Here is a 16,802-nt window from a genome sequence, read left to right as displayed (position 1 = left end):
GGCAGTATCCAAGCTGTAGCCTTCGCTGTCGGTCGCAGTGGCACTGTTGCCCGCCGCATCGGTGGTGGTGACGCTGGCGTTGATGGTACGGTCGCCATCAGCGGCCAGGTCGCTGCCAGCCACCAGGATGGTGAAGCGGCCATTGGCGTCCACCGGACCGGTGTATGCGGTGTTATTGACGGTCAGGGTAACGATGTCGCCTACCTTGAACTCGCCGCTCACGGTGCCGCTGACCGGGATCTGCTGACCCGCCTCGGCGGCGTTGATGACGTCGTCGTCGGTGATATTGGCATCAAGCGTGATGGCCAGGTCAGGGGCCTTGCTATCAACACTGCCATCATCGGTCGCGGTGCCGGTGTTGCCAGCCGGATCGGTAACGCTGGCCGTTACTTGATAGCTGCCTTCCGCCAGCGGGGTGGTCACATCTACGCTATAGCTGCCACCCGGTTGCACGGTGGAGGTCAAGGTCTGCTGGTTGCCGTTGGCATCGGTCACCACCACGGTGACTGTGCTGCCAGGGGCTGCATTGGTTGTACCCGTGATGGTTGGAGTGGTGTCAGTGGTGTTGTCCGGCGCATCGACAGTGATAGTCGGGGCGGTCACATCCACGCTGCCGTCATCGGTCGCCGTTCCGGTATTACCCGCAGGATCGGTCACTGTGGCTGTGACGGTATAAGAGCCTTCAGCCAAAGGGGTCACCACATCCACGGTGAAGGTACCGCTGGGTGTGACAATCGCGGTCAGGGTTTGTTGATTACCGTTTGCATCGGTGACCAGCAAGGTCACAGTGCTGCCAGCAGGAGCATCCGTGGTTCCGATCAGGGTCGGAGTGGTGTCATTGGTGTTATCTGGCGCAACTACGGAAATGGTGGGCGGAGTCAGGTCAAATGCTTCATCCTCGCCAGCAGCACCCAACGGTGGCTCACCGTTGGCGTTATAGGTGGTATCGAAGGTGGCTTCAGCAATGGTTGCGGAACCGGTACGATCGATGGTGACAAAACCGCCGTTGCCACTGGCACCGGCGACGCCCCCAATACCGCCACCACCGGCGGCAGGAGCACCACCTGCTGCAGAAGCTTCAAAGGCCTGGGTCGGGTCAGCGCCACCCAAAATGGCCTGTTGCAGGGCATTGATATCATCAGGAGTGCCAGCGGCACCATTTTGCGCCAGCTGGGGAGCATCCCCCTCTTCGGCAGGCTCACTCTGCTCGCTGGCTGGTTGCACATTGAACGACAGTCCGCCACCCATGAAACTGGCGCCATCCGGCGACATGATCACCGCCCCTTTCGGCAGCACATCACCTTCAGCCAACAGCTTCCGGCTGCCATCAGCGGCAACCAGATAAATTTGTCCTTTGAGTTGGGTTACGGTTACGCCCTGTTCCAAGGTAACGGCATTGGTGATCATGTTCTCTCCTGAATCCTGATTTGAATGCAATAAGCCACAGCCTACTTTGCAGACTAAGGGAAAAAATAACCAGCTCGAAAATTCGAAAGGATAGACCGATTTGAGGCTGAACTGTTCAGCCAGACAGAAGTGTGTAAAACGAGGTTGCGAGAATGGCAAAAACCTAAATTATCAATAGATTACAGAGTAATGACGGGAGCATGACAAGGCATGCTCCCGTCAGGATTAACCCTAGGCTCCCGCCCAGAGGATGATAGCCAGCAGCTGTGGCGAGATGATCCGCAGGAACATCACCAGCGGGTAGACAGTGGCGTATGAGAGCGCACTGGCGCCACTGGTCGGGTGCATGGCGTTGGCAAAGGCCAGCGCGGGAGGGTCTGTCATGGAGCCGGCCAGCAAGCCGCACAGGGTCAGATAGTTCATCTTGCCGTAGAGGCGCGCCAGCACACCGACCACCAGCAGCGGGATCAGGGTGATCGCCATGCCGTAGAGCATCCAGGCCGGGCCATCACCGTTGATCAGGGTGTCGACGAAGCCAGCACCGGACTTGAATCCGACCACCGCCAGAAAAAGTACGATGCCGATCTCCCGCAACGCCAGGTTGGCACTGGGGGGCATGAACCAGTAGAGCTTGCCGATGCTGCCAATCCGCGACAGGATCAGCGCCACCACCAACGGCCCGCCCGCCAGACCCAGCTTGAGGGCGGCCGGGAAACCGGGCAGATAGAAGGGGATGGAGCCGAGCAATACGCCAAGGCCAATCCCGATAAATACCGGCAACATCTGCACCTGCTGCAGCTTTTGCTGCACGTTGCCGACCACATTGGTCACGGCCTCGATGGCGTCGAGACGGCCAACCAAGTTGAGGATGTCACCAAACTGCAGGCTGGTCTGGCTGGTCGGCACCAGTTCGATACCGGCACGGTTGAGACGGGAGATCACCACGTCATAGCGCTGTTTGATATCCAGATCGCGGATCTTCTTGCCAAGAACCTGCTCGTTGGTCACCACCACCCGCTCGACGCGCAGGTCGGTACCACGAGTCGAGAGCGAGGTCTCCACCTCCTCCCCCAACACCAGTAACACCTTGTGCAGCGCGTGACGCTCACCGACCAGATGCAGCAAGTCACCCAGTTCGATACGGGATTCCGGCCGTGGCACCATCAGCTCGTCGCCACGCTTGAGCCGTGAACAGATGACATCAGACTCGTCGAGACTCGGGATCTCGCTCAGCATCAGGCCGTGCATATTGGGGTTGCGCACCGCGATGTTGATGGTCTGCAAGCTCTCTTTGGTTTTACCGGTTTGCAGCTCGAACTGGGCGGCTTCATCGTCGATTTTGATGCGAAAGAAGACCCTGACCAGCCACATGGTGAGCAAAATGCCACAGATGCCAAACGGATAGGCAACCGCATATCCCATCCCCATCAGGCCGGTAGAACCGGGCGCGGCGCCCAGCTCGGCCAGGATCTGCTGGCCCGCACCGAGGGATGGCGTATTGGTGACGGCTCCGGAGAAGACCCCCAGAATGACCGGCAACGGCACATCGAAAAATTGATGCAAGCCAGCAGCCACCACACAGCCAAGGATGACCAGCAAAGCGGCAAAGGCGTTGAGTTTGAGACCCGAACTGCGCAATGACGAGAAGAAACCGGGCCCGACCTGGATACCGATGGTATAGACAAACAGGATCAGGCCAAATTCTTGAATAAAATGGAGTGTTTGCTCATCAAGCGCCAGATTTGACACTCCGGCAAAGTGACCCACTATGATGCCGCCGAACAGCACCCCACCGATCCCTAACCCAACGCCATAGACTCGCCAGTTTCCCAGCCAGAGCCCTAGCACTGCCACCAGCGACAACATGCTGATGGAAAGCGCGATTTCACTCATTTCGTGCATCCTTTGCGAATTGAACTGGCCCTAGCTTGTCAGCAAACGCTGATGCCAACTGTGTGATACCGCACGAATTTATCCTTTTACGCGCTAAAAATACCAATTAAGGGCTAGTTGCAAGACGTTAGGCGACGTAGCCGTAAATGGCCATAAAGTGACAAACGCTGCCACCCAGCACAAAGAGATGCCAGATGGCGTGGTTATAGGGGATCTGCTTGGCCACATAGAAGATGACCCCGAGACTGTAGATAAGGCCGCCAAGCCCGAGCAGCAGCAACCCCTCACCGGCCAGATGGATGTAGAGCTGATAGATGACCACCAGCGACAGCCAACCCAGCATCAGGTAGGTAAAGAGCGACAACTTCTTGAAACGGTTGATAAACACCAGCTTGAACACCACGCCAGCCAGCGCCAGGGCCCAGATCACCACCATCAACCCCTTCGCCAGCGGCGTGTCGAGTGCAACCAGCAGGAAGGGGGTATAGGTGCCGGCAATCAGCAGATAGATGGCGCAGTGATCAAACACCTTGCACCAGCGTCTGGCCCGTCCTTCCGCCATGCTGTGGTAAAGGGTCGAGGCGAGATAGAGCAGCACCAGACTGCCGCCATAAAGGCTGTAACTCACCAGCGCCTGCGTGCCCTGCCCCCATCCCTTGATGAGCAACAACACCAGCCCGACAATCCCCAGCAACAATCCCGCACCGTGACTCAGCCGGTTTGCCAGCTCCTCCCGGGGGGAGTAATCCATCACACCACTCATAACATCGACTCCACAATAACTGTGGCTCACTCTACCCAGCGCCATTTCGGAGTACAAGTGTTCGCTTAAAAAATGGGGTGGCTGTCACCCGCCCCCCTTTGGTGTATGCTCTGCCGCCGATGCCCGAGACAAGGGGCATAGACACCTACCCCGGTGACCTGGTCTGGAGAACCTGATGAAGTTGACTGAGCTGTTTACACAAGCGGATCCCGCCTTTGGCGAGGCGATGAACACCTTGCTGGAGAGCTTCCACCACTCCGACGACAGTCAGGCCCCCTATCAGCGCGACCTGTTCACCCACCAGCTCGATCAATCCCGCATGCCTGCAGTCGGCCAACCTATCGAGGAGTATCTGGCGCGGCTGGCTACTCTGGTACCCGGCGCCTCGCACCTCACCTCGCCACGCTACATGGGCCATATGACGGCGCCACTGCCGGCCTATACCGCCGAGCTGTCGCGCCTGCTGGTGATGCTGAACCAGAATCCGATGAAGATGGAGTCCTCCCGCCTACTCAGTTTTCTGGAGCGGGAGGTGCTGGCCAAGCTGCACCGCCTCATCTATGGCAGGGACGACGCCTTCTACGGCGAGCAGATGCATGCCAAGGATGCCGCCCTCGGCGTCATGACCAGCGGCGGTACCATCGCCAACGTCACCGCGCTGTGGCTGGCCCGCAACCGCGCCTGCGGCGACAACCTGTTCGCCCTCTATGAGCAGGGCTATCGGGGCGCCGTCATTCTGGGTTCCCGGCTGATGCACTACTCCTTCGACAAGGGGATGGATCTGCTGGGACTGGGCGCCCGCAACGTCTGGCGCCTCGAGACCGACGAGCAGAACCGGCTCAGTCTGGCTGCGCTGGAGCAGGCGCTGAGCCAGTGTAAAGAACAGAAATTGAAGGTACTGGCGCTGGTCGGCGTAGCGGGCAGTACCGACTTTGGCTCCATCGACCCCCTGCCGGAGCTGGCCGCCATCGCCGAGCGCGAGCAGATCCATTTCCACGTGGATGCTGCCTGGGGCGGCCCGACCCTCTTCTCCCCCCGCTATCAAGGTCTGCTGGCCGGCATTGAGCGAGCCGACACCGTCACCCTCGATGGCCACAAGCAACTGCTGGTGCCGCTTGGTACAGGCATGCTGCTCTGCCGCCAGCCCGACCTGATGATGGCGGTCAAGCGAGAGGCGCCCTACGCCATTCGCACCACCTCGTTCGATCAGGGCCGCTTTACGCTGGAGGGCACCCGCCCGGCCAATGCCCTCTATCTGGATGCCGCCTTCCAGCTGTTTGGCCAACAGGGTTACGCCCATCTCATCGAGGCCAACTACGACCGCGCCCGGCTGATGGCAGAGCTCATCGAAAGCGACCCAGCCTTCGAGCTGATGTCGGCGCCGGTGATGAACCTGCTCTCCTACCGCTGCATTCCGCCCCACCTGCAGGGCAAGGTACTGGACGAAGCAGCCAACGCGCAGATCAACGACTTCAACGTGGCGCTGCAAAAAGCCCAGCGGGCCGAGGGGCACAGCTTTGTCTCCCGCACCCAGCGCGCCGTGGTGCGCTACGGCGCCCAGCCGCTCACCCTGCTGCGCGCCGTGCTGCTCAACCCGCTTATCGAAGAGCGTCATATCCGTGAACTGCTGGCCGATCAGCAGCGACTGGGGATCTCCATTGCACGCCAACTGTTTGGCGACAGCGCGGAACCGGCGTAAAAATGAGCGGTCTTATTCATTTGCCGTTGTCCGCCATGCAGGTAGACTGGGCGAAATTTGCAGGCCATCTTTGAGGACTAGGCGCCAACAATGAAGCAATTTATTGAATTTATTCCACTTATCGTTTTCTTCGCGATCTACAAGTTCTACGACATCTACATGGCTACCGGCGCACTGGTAGTGGTCACAGGTCTGCAGCTCGCCTATAGCTGGATCCGCTATCGCAGAGTCGAGAAGATGCAGCTCTTTACCTTCCTGCTGGTCGGCTTCTTTGGCGGCCTCACCGTCTTCTTCCACGATGACACCTTCATCAAGTGGAAAGTGACTGTCATCAACGTACTGTTCGCACTGGGTCTGCTCATCAGCCGCTACGGCTTTGGCAAGAATCTGATCAAACAGATGCTGGCCAAGGAGCTGCAAGCACCCGATAAGATCTGGGACACAGTCAATCTCGGCTGGGTCGGCTTCTTTACCGTCTGTGGCCTGCTCAACCTCTACGTGGCGTTCAACCTGCCGCAGGAGATGTGGGTCAACTTCAAGGTGTTCGGCCTGCTGGGGATGACGCTGGTCTTTACCCTGCTCAGCGGTGTCTACCTCTACCGTCACATTCCGGCTGATCAAAAAGAACAGCTGAAAAAATAACCACCGCCAGAAAAGGATTGTCTTATGTGGTATCTCATCTACTCCGAAGATGTTCAGGGCAGCCTGCCGCTGCGCAAGCAGGTTCGCCCCGCCCATCTGGCTCGCCTGCAAGCCCTGCAGGATGAGGGGCGGCTGCTGACTGCCGGCCCCAACCCGGCCATCGATGCCGAGGATCCGGCCGATGCCGGCTTTACCGGCAGCACCGTCATCGCCGAGTTTGCCTCGCTGGCTGACGCCAAAGCCTGGGCCGATGCCGATCCCTATGTGGCAGCTGGCGTCTATGCCAAAGTGACCATCAAGCCGTTCAAAAAGGTCTTCTGACCGCAAAGCGAATAGCGAAATAAAAAAGGCCGGACTGGAAGTTCATTCCAGTCCGGCCTTTTTGCATCCCGATATCTCGTTTATGCCTTGGCGACAAACCAGGGATTGAGGATATCGGGCTTGTTGTAGGCAAGGGGTGAGCCATCGAGCTGGGTGACGCTGCCCCCCGCCCCCTCCAGCACCGCCTGTGCAGCGCCGGTATCCCACTCGCAAGTAGGAGCAAGGCGCGGATAGAGCTCGGCGCCCCCCTCGGCAATGATGCAGAACTTGAGCGAACTGCCCATGGAAACCAGCTCGATCTCGCCAAAAGGAGCCAAGAAATCGAGGGTCTCCTGCGACAGGTGGTTGCGACTGCCCACCACCCGCCACGCCTCACCTTCACGATGAGGCCGGGTCTGGATAGGCCCGCGCTTGCCATCGGCGATGCGCCAGGCACCGAGACCCTTGCCGCCATACCAGAGCTTGTCCAGCACAGGCGCATAGACCAGCCCCCAACGCGGCGCCCCCTCTTCGATCAAGGCGATATTGACGGTGAACTCGCCGTTGCGGGAGACAAACTCCTTGGTGCCGTCGAGGGGATCCACCAGCCAGTAGCGGGACCAGCCGTGGCGCGCCGCCATCACCTCGGGCCCCGACTCCTCCGACAGCACAGGGATATCCGGAGTCAGCCGTGCCAACGCCTGAACGATCACCTCATGAGCCCCCTTGTCGGCCGCCGTGAGCGGGCTCTCGTCGCTCTTGTACTCCACCGCGAAGGGCTGGCTGTAGATGGCCATGATGGCCGCTCCCGCCGCGCGGGCGACAGGTTCAAGTTCGGTGATATCGGGGTGGTACATAACAGGCTCGATCAGTGAGTGAGAAACCCAGTCTATCGCGTTTGTCATCAACCGCTTATAGCTGATTGTACTGGATTATATTGTCCCTGCTTCTCCTGCCCCTTGCTGCCATCGGCCGGTACCAGCAGCACTTCGATACCGGCATTGCGCAGGCCGGAAAGGATATCGGCAGGCACGGCATCGTCGGTGATCAGGGTGTCAATACGCAGGGTATCGATGATCTTGTGCAGGCTGCGCCGGCCAAACTTGGTGGAGTCGGTGACCACCACAATCCGCTCGGCCACCTGACACATGCAGCGGTTAAGGCGCGCCTCGTCCTCATGATGGGTGCTGACGCCGCGATCCAGATCGATGCCATCCACCCCGAGAAACAGCATGTCAAAGTGGTAGTTTTGCAGGGACTGCTCCGCTTGCGCACCGTAGAAGGAGAGCGACTTGCGGCGCAGATGTCCGCCCGTCATCAGCAGCTCTACCCCTTCTGCTTCGAGCAGTTCATTCGCCACATTCATGCCGTTGGTCATTACCAGGATCTCCTGATGTCCCTTCAGATGGCGCGCCACCTCCAGTGTTGTCGTTCCCGAATCGAGGATAAGGCGACAGCCGGAGGGCACCAGGGTCGCCGCCAGCGCACCGATCCGCTGTTTCACCGGAGTATTGAGCACACTCTTGTCAGCAATGGTGCGCTCCGGCACCGTCTGGCCCGGCTCGCACAACAGGGCGCCGCCGTAAGCGCGCACGGCTACCCCCTGCTTCTCCAGAAAGGCCAGATCGTTGCGGATGGTCACGGCAGAGACCTGATAGTGACTCGCCAACTCGTTGACCTGAACGCTGCCATTGCTGCGCAGCTGCTGAATAATCCGCTCCCGCCGCTCGCTGGTTCCGAGCGCACCTTTTTCGCTTGTTTGCATAGTTCTTCTGCCGGAATGCTGTAGTGAAAGATCGCTTTCACTTCGTTACGTTTGCATATTAACGCTCAGCGAAGGTGCCAAATCAAGCCTTCATTACGCTTTACCACCACTCTTATCATCTTTCCCCACCATTCAAGGCCTTTCGATACCTTTCTTTTTGTGATCCCTTTCAAGATCTGACGACTCTTTTGTTTCGTTTTCTTTTCCTCCCTACTACCGTAAAGAAAAGAAATCGAAAGAACCTTTCCATCCGCAGCAACCAAGGAACATCAAAATGAAATCCATGCTGGCACTGGTCGAAAGACATAAACAGGGAGAACAGACCGGGATCTACGCCGTCTGCTCCGCTCACCCGCTGGTGCTGGAGGCCGCGCTGCGGCTGGCCGCCGAAGGGGATGAGCTGCTGCTGGTCGAGGCCACCTCCAATCAGGTGGATCAGTTTGGCGGCTATACCGGCATGACCCCCGCAGACTTTCGCGATCGCCTCTACGAGCTGGCGGCACAGTGTCACTTTCCGGCGCAGCGCCTCATTCTGGGGGGCGACCATCTGGGCCCCAACCGCTGGCAGGGGGAACCGGCCGGGCAGGCCATGGCACATGCCGAAGATCTCATCGCCAGCTATGTCGCTGCCGGGTTCAAGAAGATCCACCTCGACTGCAGCATGTCCTGTCAGGGCGATCCCGTTCCCCTGACCGATGAGCTGGTCGCTGAAAGGGCGGCACGGCTGGCGCAGATCGCCGAGCAAACCTGTCTGGCCACCTTTGGCGAGAGCGATCTGGTCTATGTGATTGGCACCGAGGTGCCGGTGCCGGGCGGTGCCCATGAAGATCTTGCCGAGCTGGCGGTCACCACGCCGGAGGCAGCGCGCCATACCCTCGAGGCCCATCAAGAGGCCTTCAGCAAGGCGGGGCTGGCCCATATCTGGCCGAGGGTGATCGGTCTGGTGGTGCAACCCGGCGTCGAGTTTGACCATACCCGCGTCATCGATTACCGGCCCGAAAAAGCGGCCCCTCTTAGCCGGATGATCGAAGCCTATCCCCACATGGTATTCGAGGCCCACTCCACCGATTACCAGACTCCCGAGGCCTACCGCCAGCTGGTACGCGACCACTTTGCCATTCTCAAGGTCGGCCCGGCCCTCACCTTCGCCCTGCGCGAAGCGCTGTTTGCCCTTGCCGCCATCGAGGAGGAACTGGTGGTTGCCAAGGCCTGCTCAGGTCTGCGCAAGGTGATGGAAGAGACCATGCTGGAGCGCCCCGACTTCTGGCGCAGCCACTATCAGGGCAGTGCCAACGAGTGCCGGCTGGCCCGTGGCTACAGCTATTCGGATCGCATTCGCTACTACTGGCCCGATAGCCGGGTCGATGAGTGCTACGCCAGATTGCTGACCAATCTGGCGGCGGAGCCCATCCCGCTCCCCCTGCTGAGCCAGCATCTGCCCCTGCAGTATCGCAAGGTGCGTCAGGGCACGCTCTCGGCCAATCCCCATGACCTCATTCTCGATCAGGTGCAGGAGGTGCTGCGGCACTACGCCAGCGCCTGCACTGCGGCCTCTCGCCGCCATTCCCAGCTCGACCCTGTTGTATAAGGAGTTGCAGACATGATTCTTGGTTATTCAGAAGAGACATTGCGCAGTGCCAATGGCCTGGCGACTGCCCGTGAAATTCGCCAGCAACCCGCCACCTGGCGCGAGACCCTCGCCATGGTCGAGGAGTGCCGTCCAGCATTGACCCGTTTTCTGACCCCTCTGCTCGCCCGACAAGAGCTGCGCATCATCCTGACCGGGGCTGGCACATCCGCCTTTGCCGGCCGGGCGCTCGCCCCCTATCTCTCGGCCCACCTGCATGCCCGGGTCGAGGCGATCGCCACCACGGATATCGTCACCGACCCGGCCGAATATCTGGCCGAAGATTGCCCGACCCTGCTTATCTCCTTTGCCCGCTCCGGCAACAGCCCCGAGAGTGTGGCGGCGGTCGAACTGGCCAGTCAGCTGCTCAGCCACTGCCACCATCTGGTACTGACCTGCAACGGTGAAGGGGCGCTCTATCGCCGCTGCCAGCAAGATGCCCACTCTCTGGCCCTGCTGATGCCGCCCCAGACCAATGATCGCAGCTTCGCCATGACCAGCAGCCTGACCAGCATGATGCTGAGCTGTCTGGCTCTCTTTCTGCCAGAGCGGTTCAACCGCCAGCGCTGCGAGCAGCTGGTCACCACCAGTGACGCCATTCTGGAGCAGGTCGTGCAGCGCGTACCGGCCTGGAACGAGCCGTTGCCCGAACGGGTCATCTATCTTGGCAGCGGCAGTCTGCAAGGGGTGGCGCAGGAGGCGGCACTCAAGCTGCTGGAGCTGACCGCCGGCCGTCTGGTCGCCATGTTCGACTCCCCCACCGGCTTTCGCCACGGCCCGAAATCGGTCGTCAACGAACAGACGCTCATCATGCTGCTCATCTCCAACGCCCCTTACACCCGGCAATACGATCTGGATCTGCTGCGCGAGCTGCGAAGCGATGGCAAGGCTGCCCGGGTGGTCGCCATCGCCGACCAGCACCATCCCGTCATTGAGGAGGGGGAGCACATCTATCTGCCCGCTACCCTGCATGGCGACGATGCCCAGCTCGCCTTCTGCTACCTGCTCTATGCCCAGTACTACGCCTTCCATACCTCGCTGGGACTGGGGATCAGCCCGGACAATCCCTGCCCCACCGGTCAGGTCAACCGGGTCGTACAGGGGGTCAATATCTATCCGTTCCACCAAGAAGGAGTGCTGTGATGCCCAATATCGTATTGAGCCGGATCGATGAGCGCCTGATCCACGGTCAGGTCGGCGTCCAGTGGGTCGGCTTTGCCGGTGCCAATCTGGTGCTGGTCGCCAACGACGAGGTGGCAGAGGACCCCATCCAGCAGAACCTGATGGAGATGGTGCTGGCCGAAGGCATTGCGGTGCGGTTCTGGCCGCTCCAGAAGGTGATCGACAACATCCACAAGGCGGCGGATCGCCAGAAGATCCTGCTGGTCTGCAAAAACCCGACCGATTTCAACACCCTGGTTCAGGGAGGTGTCCCCATCTCCCGGATCAACGTCGGCAACATGCATTACGCCGACGGCAAGCGTCAAATCCACAAGACCGTATCCGTGGACGAACAGGACATCACCGCATTTCGCGCCCTGCGGGACGCCCGTGTCGAGTGCTATGTCCAGGGCGTGCCGACCGAACCGGCACAGGACATTTTCAATTTGCTCTGATTAAGGACAATTGTGATGGAAATCAGTTTGTTACAAGGTCTGCTGCTTGGCATCCTGGCGTTTTTCGCCGGACTCGACCTGTTCAACGGTCTGACCCACTTCCACCGTCCAGTGGTGCTTGGACCGCTGGTTGGCCTCATCCTCGGCGACCTGCCTACCGGCATTCTGGTGGGCGGCACCCTGGAGCTGGTCTGGATGGGACTGGCCCCGCTGGCGGGGGCGCAACCGCCCAACGTCATTATCGGCACCATAGTCGGCGCCACCTTCGCCATCACCACCGGAGTCAAACCGGATGTGGCAGTCGGGGTTGCCGTTCCCTTCGCCGTTGCCGTGCAGATGGGGATCACCTTCCTCTTCTCGGTGATGTCGGGGGTGATGTCCCGCTGCGATCGCATGGCCGAAGCGGCTGACGTGCACGGTATCGAGCGGGTCAACTATCTGGCGCTGCTGGCGCTGGGCACCTTCTATTTCCTCTGTGCCTTCCTGCCCACCTACTTCGGGGCCGAACATGCCAAGGCAGCCATCGACGTGCTGCCTGCACGCCTCATCGACGGCCTCGGCGTTGCTGGCGGCATCATGCCCGCCATCGGTTTTGCCGTGCTGCTCAAGATCATGATGAAGAACGTCTATATCCCCTACTTCATCCTCGGTTTCGTCGCTGCCGCTTGGCTCCAGTTACCGGTGCTGGCCATCGCCGCCGCCGCGCTGGCCATGGCCCTGATCGACTTCATGCGCACCACCCCCCCGCAAGCTCGTCCTGTTCAGGAGGAAACCGAAGATGGCATCTAACAACACTGCTGCGCGGATCATCTCCAGCGCCGAACCGCACAATACCCGGCCACAATCCGACGACACCTATGAAGATCAGCAGCTTGGCGCAGAGCTGACCAAGCAGGATATCAACCGCTTTGCCTGGCGCTCCCTGCTGCTGCAGGCCTCCTTCAACTATGAGCGGATGCAGGCCTCCGGCTGGCTCTATGGGTTGCTGCCGGCACTGCAGAAGATCCACACCAATCCGCGGGATCTCTCCCGGGCCATGAAAGGGCACATGGGCTTCTTCAACACCCACCCCTTCCTGGTCACCTTCGTGATGGGGATCGTGCTGGCGATGGAGCGCTCCAAGCAGAACGTCAACAGCATCCAGAGTACCAAGATTGCCGTCGGTGCTCCGCTCGGCGGGATCGGCGATGCCATGTTCTGGCTCACCCTGCTCCCCATCTGCGGCGGCATAGGGGCAGATCTAGCGCTGCAAGGCTCCATCATGGGTGCCGTGGTCTTCTTCCTGCTGTTCAACGTGGTCCACTTCGGCCTGCGTTTTGGTCTGGCGCACTACGCCTACCGCATGGGGGTGGCGGCCATTCCGGTCATCAAGGCCAATACCCGCAAGGTGGGGCATGCTGCCTCCATCGTCGGTATGACGGTGATCGGCGCGCTGGTCGCCACCTATGTGCGTCTTGGCACCACGCTGGAGATCACTGCCGGTGATGCAGTCGTCAAACTGCAGGCGGATGTGCTCGACAAGCTGATGCCCGCCTTCCTGCCGCTGCTCTACACCCTGGCGATGTACGCCCTGATCCGCAAAGGCTGGAGCCCGCTGCGCCTCATCGTCATCACGGTGGTACTCGGTATCGTCGGCAAGTTCGCCGGTTTCCTCTAATCCGGAGCCGGCAGCAAGCCGGCCCCCTTTGCAGTAAAGGAACAGACTATGTTGGGCATCATCATTTGTGGTCATGGCGGTTTCGCCAGCGGTCTGGAGCGCGCCATGCTGCAGATTCTCGGCGAACAGGACGCGATTATCGCCATCGACTTTCCCGAGAGCTCCACCACCGCCCTGCTGCAGGCACAGTGCGAAGCGGCGCTGGCAGAGGTCGACAAGGGGGATGGCGTGGTCTTCCTGACCGACCTGCTCGGCGGCACCCCGTTTCGGGTCGCCTCGACCCTCTCACTGCACCAGACAGAGCGGGAGGTTATTACCGGTACCAACCTGCAACTGTTGCTGGAGATGGCGCTGGAGCGCGATGGCCTCAGCGCCCGTGAATTCCGCCGGCAGGCCCTTGATTGCGGCCACCGTGGCCTCACTTCACTGGCGGATGAGATGAGTAAAGAGCGTCAGACAGATGTCGCTCTCGCCGAGGAGGGAATCTGATGGCCTCACGGATCCGTGCCCGTCGCCTGCTGACCGAACAGGGTTGGCTGGAGCATCAGGAGCTGACCCATGAAGGGGGCATCATCACCGCTATCGGCCCCATCAAGGATGGCGATCCGGCGCGAGATGTCGAGCTGCTGGTACCTGCGCTGATCGACGGTCATGTCCACGGCGGTGCTGGCGTCGATGTCATGGATAGCGATGGCAATGCCTTGGCTACCTTGTCGATGGCCAAGGCGGCAGAAGGGGTCGGCGCTTTTCTTGCCACCACGGTCACCGCCCCACTCCCCGAGATAGAGCAAGCCCTTGCCCGCATTGCCGATGGCGTTGCCCGCGGCATGCCAGGCGCAGAGCTACTCGGCTGCTATCTGGAAGGGCCCTACTTCACTCCGGACAACAAGGGCGCCCACGATCAGGCGCTGTTTCGGGAGCTGGATATTGCCGAACTGAACCATCTGCAACAGCTGGCGTGCGGCAGCCTGAAGGTGGTCGCACTGGCACCGGAAAAACCCAATGCCATCGCAGCCATTCACCATCTTGCCGCAAACGGCGTGCGGGTAATGCTGGGCCACTCGACGGCGGATCACGACACCACCATGGCGGCGCTGGCAGCGGGCGCCTCCGGACTGGTGCACTGCTTCAACGGCATGCGCGGCCTGCACCACCGCGAACCCGGCATGGTCGGTGCAGGTCTTGTCCATCCCGCTGCCTGGCTGGAGCTGATCGCCGATGGCCATCACGTCCACCCGAGCGTGCTCAAGCTCTGTCACTGCTGTGCCGGCCAGCACCTGCTCTTGGTTACCGATGCGATGCGCGCCGCCGGTATGCCCGACGGTCACTATCTGCTTGGCAACTATCGGGTCGAGATGAAAAACGGCGTGGTACGCACCGAGGCCGGTGGCCTGGCAGGCAGCACCCTCACCCTGCTTGGAGCCGTACGCAACATGGTGCAGTTGGCGAATGTACCGCTCGATGAAGCCATCGCAATGGCCTCGCTGGCACCCGCAAAGATGCTCGGCATTGCCGATCGCCTCGGTTCACTGGCAGTTGGCAAACAGGCCAACCTGCTCGCCCTCACCACTGAACTCAATCAACAACACATCTGGGTAGCTGGCCGGGAGATAAACCCGACCCAGCTCTCCTCCCTTTTCTCAGGATTTCGCGTCAATCAGGACGCTCAGGAGTCACTATGTATCTGATCTCTTCCCATGAAATGCTCAAAGATGCCCAGCGCCGCGGCTATGCCGTACCGGCTTTCAACATCCACAACCTGGAAACCGTGCAGGTGGTAGCACGCACCGCCGCTCGCATGCGCTCTCCGGTTATTTTGGCTGGCACCCCGGGTACCTATCGCCATGCCGGGGTCGAGTATCTGGTCTCCATCTGTCAGGCTGCCGCCCATGAATATCGCATCCCACTGGTGCTGCATCTGGATCACCACGAAGACGAGCAGGACATCCACAACAAGGTCGAAGCGGGTATTCGCTCCGCCATGATCGATGCCTCGCACTTTCCGTTTGAAGAGAATATCGAGAAGGTGCGCAGCGTGGTGACCTTCTGCCACCGCATGGGCGCCAGTGTCGAAGCGGAGCTGGGTCAGCTGGGCGGTCAGGAGGATGACCTTATCGTCGATGCCGCTCATGCCAAATTTACCGACCCGCTCAAGGCGGCCGAGTTTGTCCGTCGCACCGGTATCGACTCGCTGGCGGTGGCCATCGGTACCGCTCACGGCCTCTACAAGGAGGAGCCCTGTCTGGACTTCACCCGCCTCGCCGCCATTCGCGAGCAGGTGGATATTCCGCTGGTGCTGCACGGAGCCTCTGGTGTGCCGGAAACCGATGTGCGCCGCTGCATCGAGCTCGGGATCTGCAAGGTCAACGTTGCGACCGAACTGAAGATCGCCTTCGCCGATGCGATGAAAGCCTTCCTTGGCTCTCATCCGGATGCCAGCGACCCGCGCCAGTATCTGGTGCCCGCCATGGCCGCCATGGAGGAAGTCGTCGAGGCGAAAATCCGTATGTGTATGAGCGATGGAAAGCTGTGATCACGAGAGCTGACTCACCATGCCGTGATTGACTTGGTTCAGCGAGAAACAACAAAGGACGCCGCGGCGTCCCTTGTTATCTTTGGCGACCAGTATCAGGCCGCTGACCTATCCAGCGGATCAGAACCCCTGACGGGCTTCCTGCATCAGCAGGCGCATGTCGCTCACGGCCTTGGCCAGACCATCGAAGGCGGCGCGGCCGATGATGGCGTGGCCGATGTTGAGCTCATAGAGCTCGGGGATGGCGGCGATGGCCTTGACGTTGTGGTAGTGCAGGCCGTGGCCAGCATTGACCTTGAGTCCCTTGCCAACGGCATAGGAGGCACCGGCGGCGATGCGCTTGAACTCGGCGTTGCGCTCAACATCTGTGGTGGCATCGGCATAGCGACCGGTGTGGATCTCGATAAAGGGGGCGCCACTCTCGGCAGCCGCATCAATCTGGATGGGATCGGCGTCGATAAAGAGGGATACCTGCGCCCCCACCGCGGAGAGGCGGGCAACGGCATCAGTCACCTTGGCCAGCTGACCGGCCACGTCCAGACCGCCCTCGGTGGTCACCTCGGTGCGCTTCTCCGGCACCAGACAGACGAAGTGAGGCTTGATACGGCAGGCGATGCCGATCATCTCTTCGGTCACCGCCATCTCCAGGTTCATTCTGGTCTGGATAGTCTGGCGCAGGATCTCCACATCGCGGTCGGTGATGTGGCGGCGATCTTCACGCAGATGCACGGTAATGCCATCGGCCCCGGCCTGCTCGGCCACGAATGCGGCCTGTACCGGATCAGGATACTGGGTGCCACGGGCGTTGCGCAGGGTGGCGATATGGTCGATGTTCACACCCAGATAGATTTCACTCATTGAGAACTCCTTGAAAGGCTTCATCTGTTGACTGCGCGGTCA

17 protein-coding genes are annotated in these 16,802 nt (G+C 60.4%); 11 read left to right on the top strand and 6 right to left on the bottom strand.

Annotation, left to right across the window (positions count from 1 at the left end; translation table 11 throughout):
* The 3 genes from A9G06_RS18710 to A9G06_RS18700 all read right to left on the bottom strand — a co-directional run.
* Positions 1–1,407, bottom strand: a 1,407-nt coding sequence (locus A9G06_RS18710) for a retention module-containing protein (RefSeq protein WP_139126292.1), incomplete at its 3' end; no start/stop codon positions are given.
* Positions 1,408–1,638: 231 nt separating this feature from the next.
* Positions 1,639–3,300 carry a putative transporter gene (locus A9G06_RS18705; RefSeq protein WP_064339525.1) on the bottom strand — a complete coding sequence of 554 codons (1,662 nt, stop codon included), beginning with the start codon at positions 3,298–3,300 and terminating at the stop codon, positions 1,639–1,641.
* 127 nt (positions 3,301–3,427) lie between these two features.
* Positions 3,428–4,063, bottom strand: coding sequence for a hemolysin III family protein (locus A9G06_RS18700; protein WP_005335337.1), 636 nt, complete (start codon positions 4,061–4,063; stop codon positions 3,428–3,430).
* A gap of 175 nt (positions 4,064–4,238) precedes the next feature.
* Here A9G06_RS18700 and A9G06_RS18695 point away from each other — a divergent pair, with 175 nt between their 5' ends.
* From A9G06_RS18695 to A9G06_RS18685, 3 genes are all read left to right on the top strand, one after another.
* Complete coding sequence (locus tag A9G06_RS18695) at positions 4,239–5,762, top strand: aminotransferase class V-fold PLP-dependent enzyme (protein WP_069556201.1); 1,524 nt, start codon at positions 4,239–4,241, stop codon at positions 5,760–5,762.
* 90 nt (positions 5,763–5,852) lie between these two features.
* On the top strand, positions 5,853–6,404 hold the full coding sequence (locus tag A9G06_RS18690) for a septation protein A (RefSeq protein ID WP_069556200.1): 552 nt from the start codon (positions 5,853–5,855) through the stop codon (positions 6,402–6,404).
* A 24-nt stretch (positions 6,405–6,428) separates the two neighbouring features.
* Complete coding sequence (locus A9G06_RS18685) at positions 6,429–6,725, top strand: YciI family protein (RefSeq protein WP_069556199.1); 297 nt, start codon at positions 6,429–6,431, stop codon at positions 6,723–6,725.
* An 80-nt stretch (positions 6,726–6,805) separates the two neighbouring features.
* On the opposite strand, the gene cysQ is transcribed toward A9G06_RS18685, so the two are convergent.
* Both cysQ and A9G06_RS18675 read right to left on the bottom strand, forming a co-directional pair.
* Positions 6,806–7,561: a 3'(2'),5'-bisphosphate nucleotidase CysQ gene (gene cysQ, locus A9G06_RS18680; protein WP_069556198.1), complete on the bottom strand. Its 756-nt coding sequence runs from the start codon at positions 7,559–7,561 to the stop codon at positions 6,806–6,808.
* Positions 7,562–7,608: 47 nt separating this feature from the next.
* Positions 7,609–8,469, bottom strand: a complete 861-nt coding sequence (locus tag A9G06_RS18675) for a DeoR family transcriptional regulator (RefSeq protein ID WP_069556197.1) — start codon at positions 8,467–8,469, stop codon at positions 7,609–7,611.
* A 274-nt stretch (positions 8,470–8,743) separates the two neighbouring features.
* Between A9G06_RS18675 and kbaZ the strand changes: the two genes are divergently transcribed.
* The 8 genes from kbaZ to A9G06_RS18635 are packed head-to-tail and all read left to right on the top strand — an operon-like array spanning position 8,744 to position 15,902.
* Positions 8,744–10,057, top strand: a complete 1,314-nt coding sequence (gene kbaZ / locus A9G06_RS18670) for a tagatose-bisphosphate aldolase subunit KbaZ (RefSeq protein WP_069556196.1) — start codon at positions 8,744–8,746, stop codon at positions 10,055–10,057.
* Positions 10,058–10,069: 12 nt separating this feature from the next.
* Positions 10,070–11,239: an SIS domain-containing protein gene (locus A9G06_RS18665; RefSeq protein WP_069556195.1), complete on the top strand. Its 1,170-nt coding sequence runs from the start codon at positions 10,070–10,072 to the stop codon at positions 11,237–11,239.
* Positions 11,239–11,712, top strand: a complete 474-nt coding sequence (gene agaV / locus A9G06_RS18660) for a PTS N-acetylgalactosamine transporter subunit IIB (protein ID WP_005335358.1) — start codon at positions 11,239–11,241, stop codon at positions 11,710–11,712. The genes A9G06_RS18665 and agaV overlap by 1 nt, the downstream gene beginning before the upstream one ends.
* Before the next feature lie 15 nt (positions 11,713–11,727).
* Positions 11,728–12,501, top strand: a complete 774-nt coding sequence (agaW, locus tag A9G06_RS18655; RefSeq protein ID WP_069556194.1) for a PTS N-acetylgalactosamine transporter subunit IIC — start codon at positions 11,728–11,730, stop codon at positions 12,499–12,501.
* Positions 12,491–13,369 carry a PTS N-acetylgalactosamine transporter subunit IID gene (gene agaE / locus A9G06_RS18650; protein ID WP_005354370.1) on the top strand — a complete coding sequence of 293 codons (879 nt, stop codon included), beginning with the start codon at positions 12,491–12,493 and terminating at the stop codon, positions 13,367–13,369. The genes agaW and agaE overlap by 11 nt, the downstream gene beginning before the upstream one ends.
* Before the next feature lie 48 nt (positions 13,370–13,417).
* On the top strand, positions 13,418–13,858 hold the full coding sequence (gene agaF / locus A9G06_RS18645) for a PTS galactosamine/N-acetylgalactosamine transporter subunit IIA (protein ID WP_069556193.1): 441 nt from the start codon (positions 13,418–13,420) through the stop codon (positions 13,856–13,858).
* Positions 13,858–15,057 (top strand): N-acetylglucosamine-6-phosphate deacetylase, encoded by a 1,200-nt coding sequence (gene nagA, locus A9G06_RS18640; protein WP_069556192.1) that lies wholly within the window; start codon positions 13,858–13,860, stop codon positions 15,055–15,057. The genes agaF and nagA overlap by 1 nt, the downstream gene beginning before the upstream one ends.
* Positions 15,048–15,902, top strand: coding sequence for a tagatose bisphosphate family class II aldolase (locus A9G06_RS18635; RefSeq protein WP_069556191.1), 855 nt, complete (start codon positions 15,048–15,050; stop codon positions 15,900–15,902). Before nagA ends, A9G06_RS18635 begins: the two co-directional genes overlap by 10 nt.
* Before the next feature lie 120 nt (positions 15,903–16,022).
* On the opposite strand, the gene pdxJ is transcribed toward A9G06_RS18635, so the two are convergent.
* A complete protein-coding gene (gene pdxJ, locus A9G06_RS18630) occupies positions 16,023–16,760 on the bottom strand; it encodes a pyridoxine 5'-phosphate synthase (RefSeq protein ID WP_069556190.1) in 738 nt (245 codons plus the stop codon).
* Positions 16,761–16,802: the final 42 nt, after the last annotated feature.

It is taken from the genome of Aeromonas sp. DNP9, from assembly GCF_001728955.1.
Taxonomy (GTDB): Bacteria; Pseudomonadota; Gammaproteobacteria; order Enterobacterales; family Aeromonadaceae; genus Aeromonas; species Aeromonas veronii.
The sequence above is the reverse complement of the archived record's forward strand: the minus strand, read 5'-3'. Positions and strand labels throughout refer to the sequence as shown.

Excerpts from the sequence above, each read along its gene's own strand:
- A9G06_RS18695 (WP_069556201.1), top strand. The coding sequence starts at position 4,239 with ATGAAGTTGACTGAGCTGTTTACACAAGCGGATCCCGCCTTTGGCGAG.
- kbaZ (WP_069556196.1), top strand. The coding sequence starts at position 8,744 with ATGAAATCCATGCTGGCACTGGTCGAAAGACATAAACAGGGAGAACAG.
- nagA (WP_069556192.1), top strand. The coding sequence starts at position 13,858 with ATGGCCTCACGGATCCGTGCCCGTCGCCTGCTGACCGAACAGGGTTGG.
- agaW (WP_069556194.1), top strand. The coding sequence starts at position 11,728 with ATGGAAATCAGTTTGTTACAAGGTCTGCTGCTTGGCATCCTGGCGTTT.
- A9G06_RS18685 (WP_069556199.1), top strand. The coding sequence starts at position 6,429 with ATGTGGTATCTCATCTACTCCGAAGATGTTCAGGGCAGCCTGCCGCTG.
- A9G06_RS18675 (WP_069556197.1), bottom strand. The coding sequence starts at position 8,469 with ATGCAAACAAGCGAAAAAGGTGCGCTCGGAACCAGCGAGCGGCGGGAG.
- A9G06_RS18665 (WP_069556195.1), top strand. The coding sequence starts at position 10,070 with ATGATTCTTGGTTATTCAGAAGAGACATTGCGCAGTGCCAATGGCCTG.
- A9G06_RS18700 (WP_005335337.1), bottom strand. The coding sequence starts at position 4,063 with ATGAGTGGTGTGATGGATTACTCCCCCCGGGAGGAGCTGGCAAACCGG.
- agaF (WP_069556193.1), top strand. The coding sequence starts at position 13,418 with ATGTTGGGCATCATCATTTGTGGTCATGGCGGTTTCGCCAGCGGTCTG.
- A9G06_RS18705 (WP_064339525.1), bottom strand. The coding sequence starts at position 3,300 with ATGAGTGAAATCGCGCTTTCCATCAGCATGTTGTCGCTGGTGGCAGTG.
- agaE (WP_005354370.1), top strand. The coding sequence starts at position 12,491 with ATGGCATCTAACAACACTGCTGCGCGGATCATCTCCAGCGCCGAACCG.
- A9G06_RS18635 (WP_069556191.1), top strand. The coding sequence starts at position 15,048 with ATGTATCTGATCTCTTCCCATGAAATGCTCAAAGATGCCCAGCGCCGC.
- A9G06_RS18690 (WP_069556200.1), top strand. The coding sequence starts at position 5,853 with ATGAAGCAATTTATTGAATTTATTCCACTTATCGTTTTCTTCGCGATC.
- cysQ (WP_069556198.1), bottom strand. The coding sequence starts at position 7,561 with ATGTACCACCCCGATATCACCGAACTTGAACCTGTCGCCCGCGCGGCG.
- agaV (WP_005335358.1), top strand. The coding sequence starts at position 11,239 with ATGCCCAATATCGTATTGAGCCGGATCGATGAGCGCCTGATCCACGGT.
- pdxJ (WP_069556190.1), bottom strand. The coding sequence starts at position 16,760 with ATGAGTGAAATCTATCTGGGTGTGAACATCGACCATATCGCCACCCTG.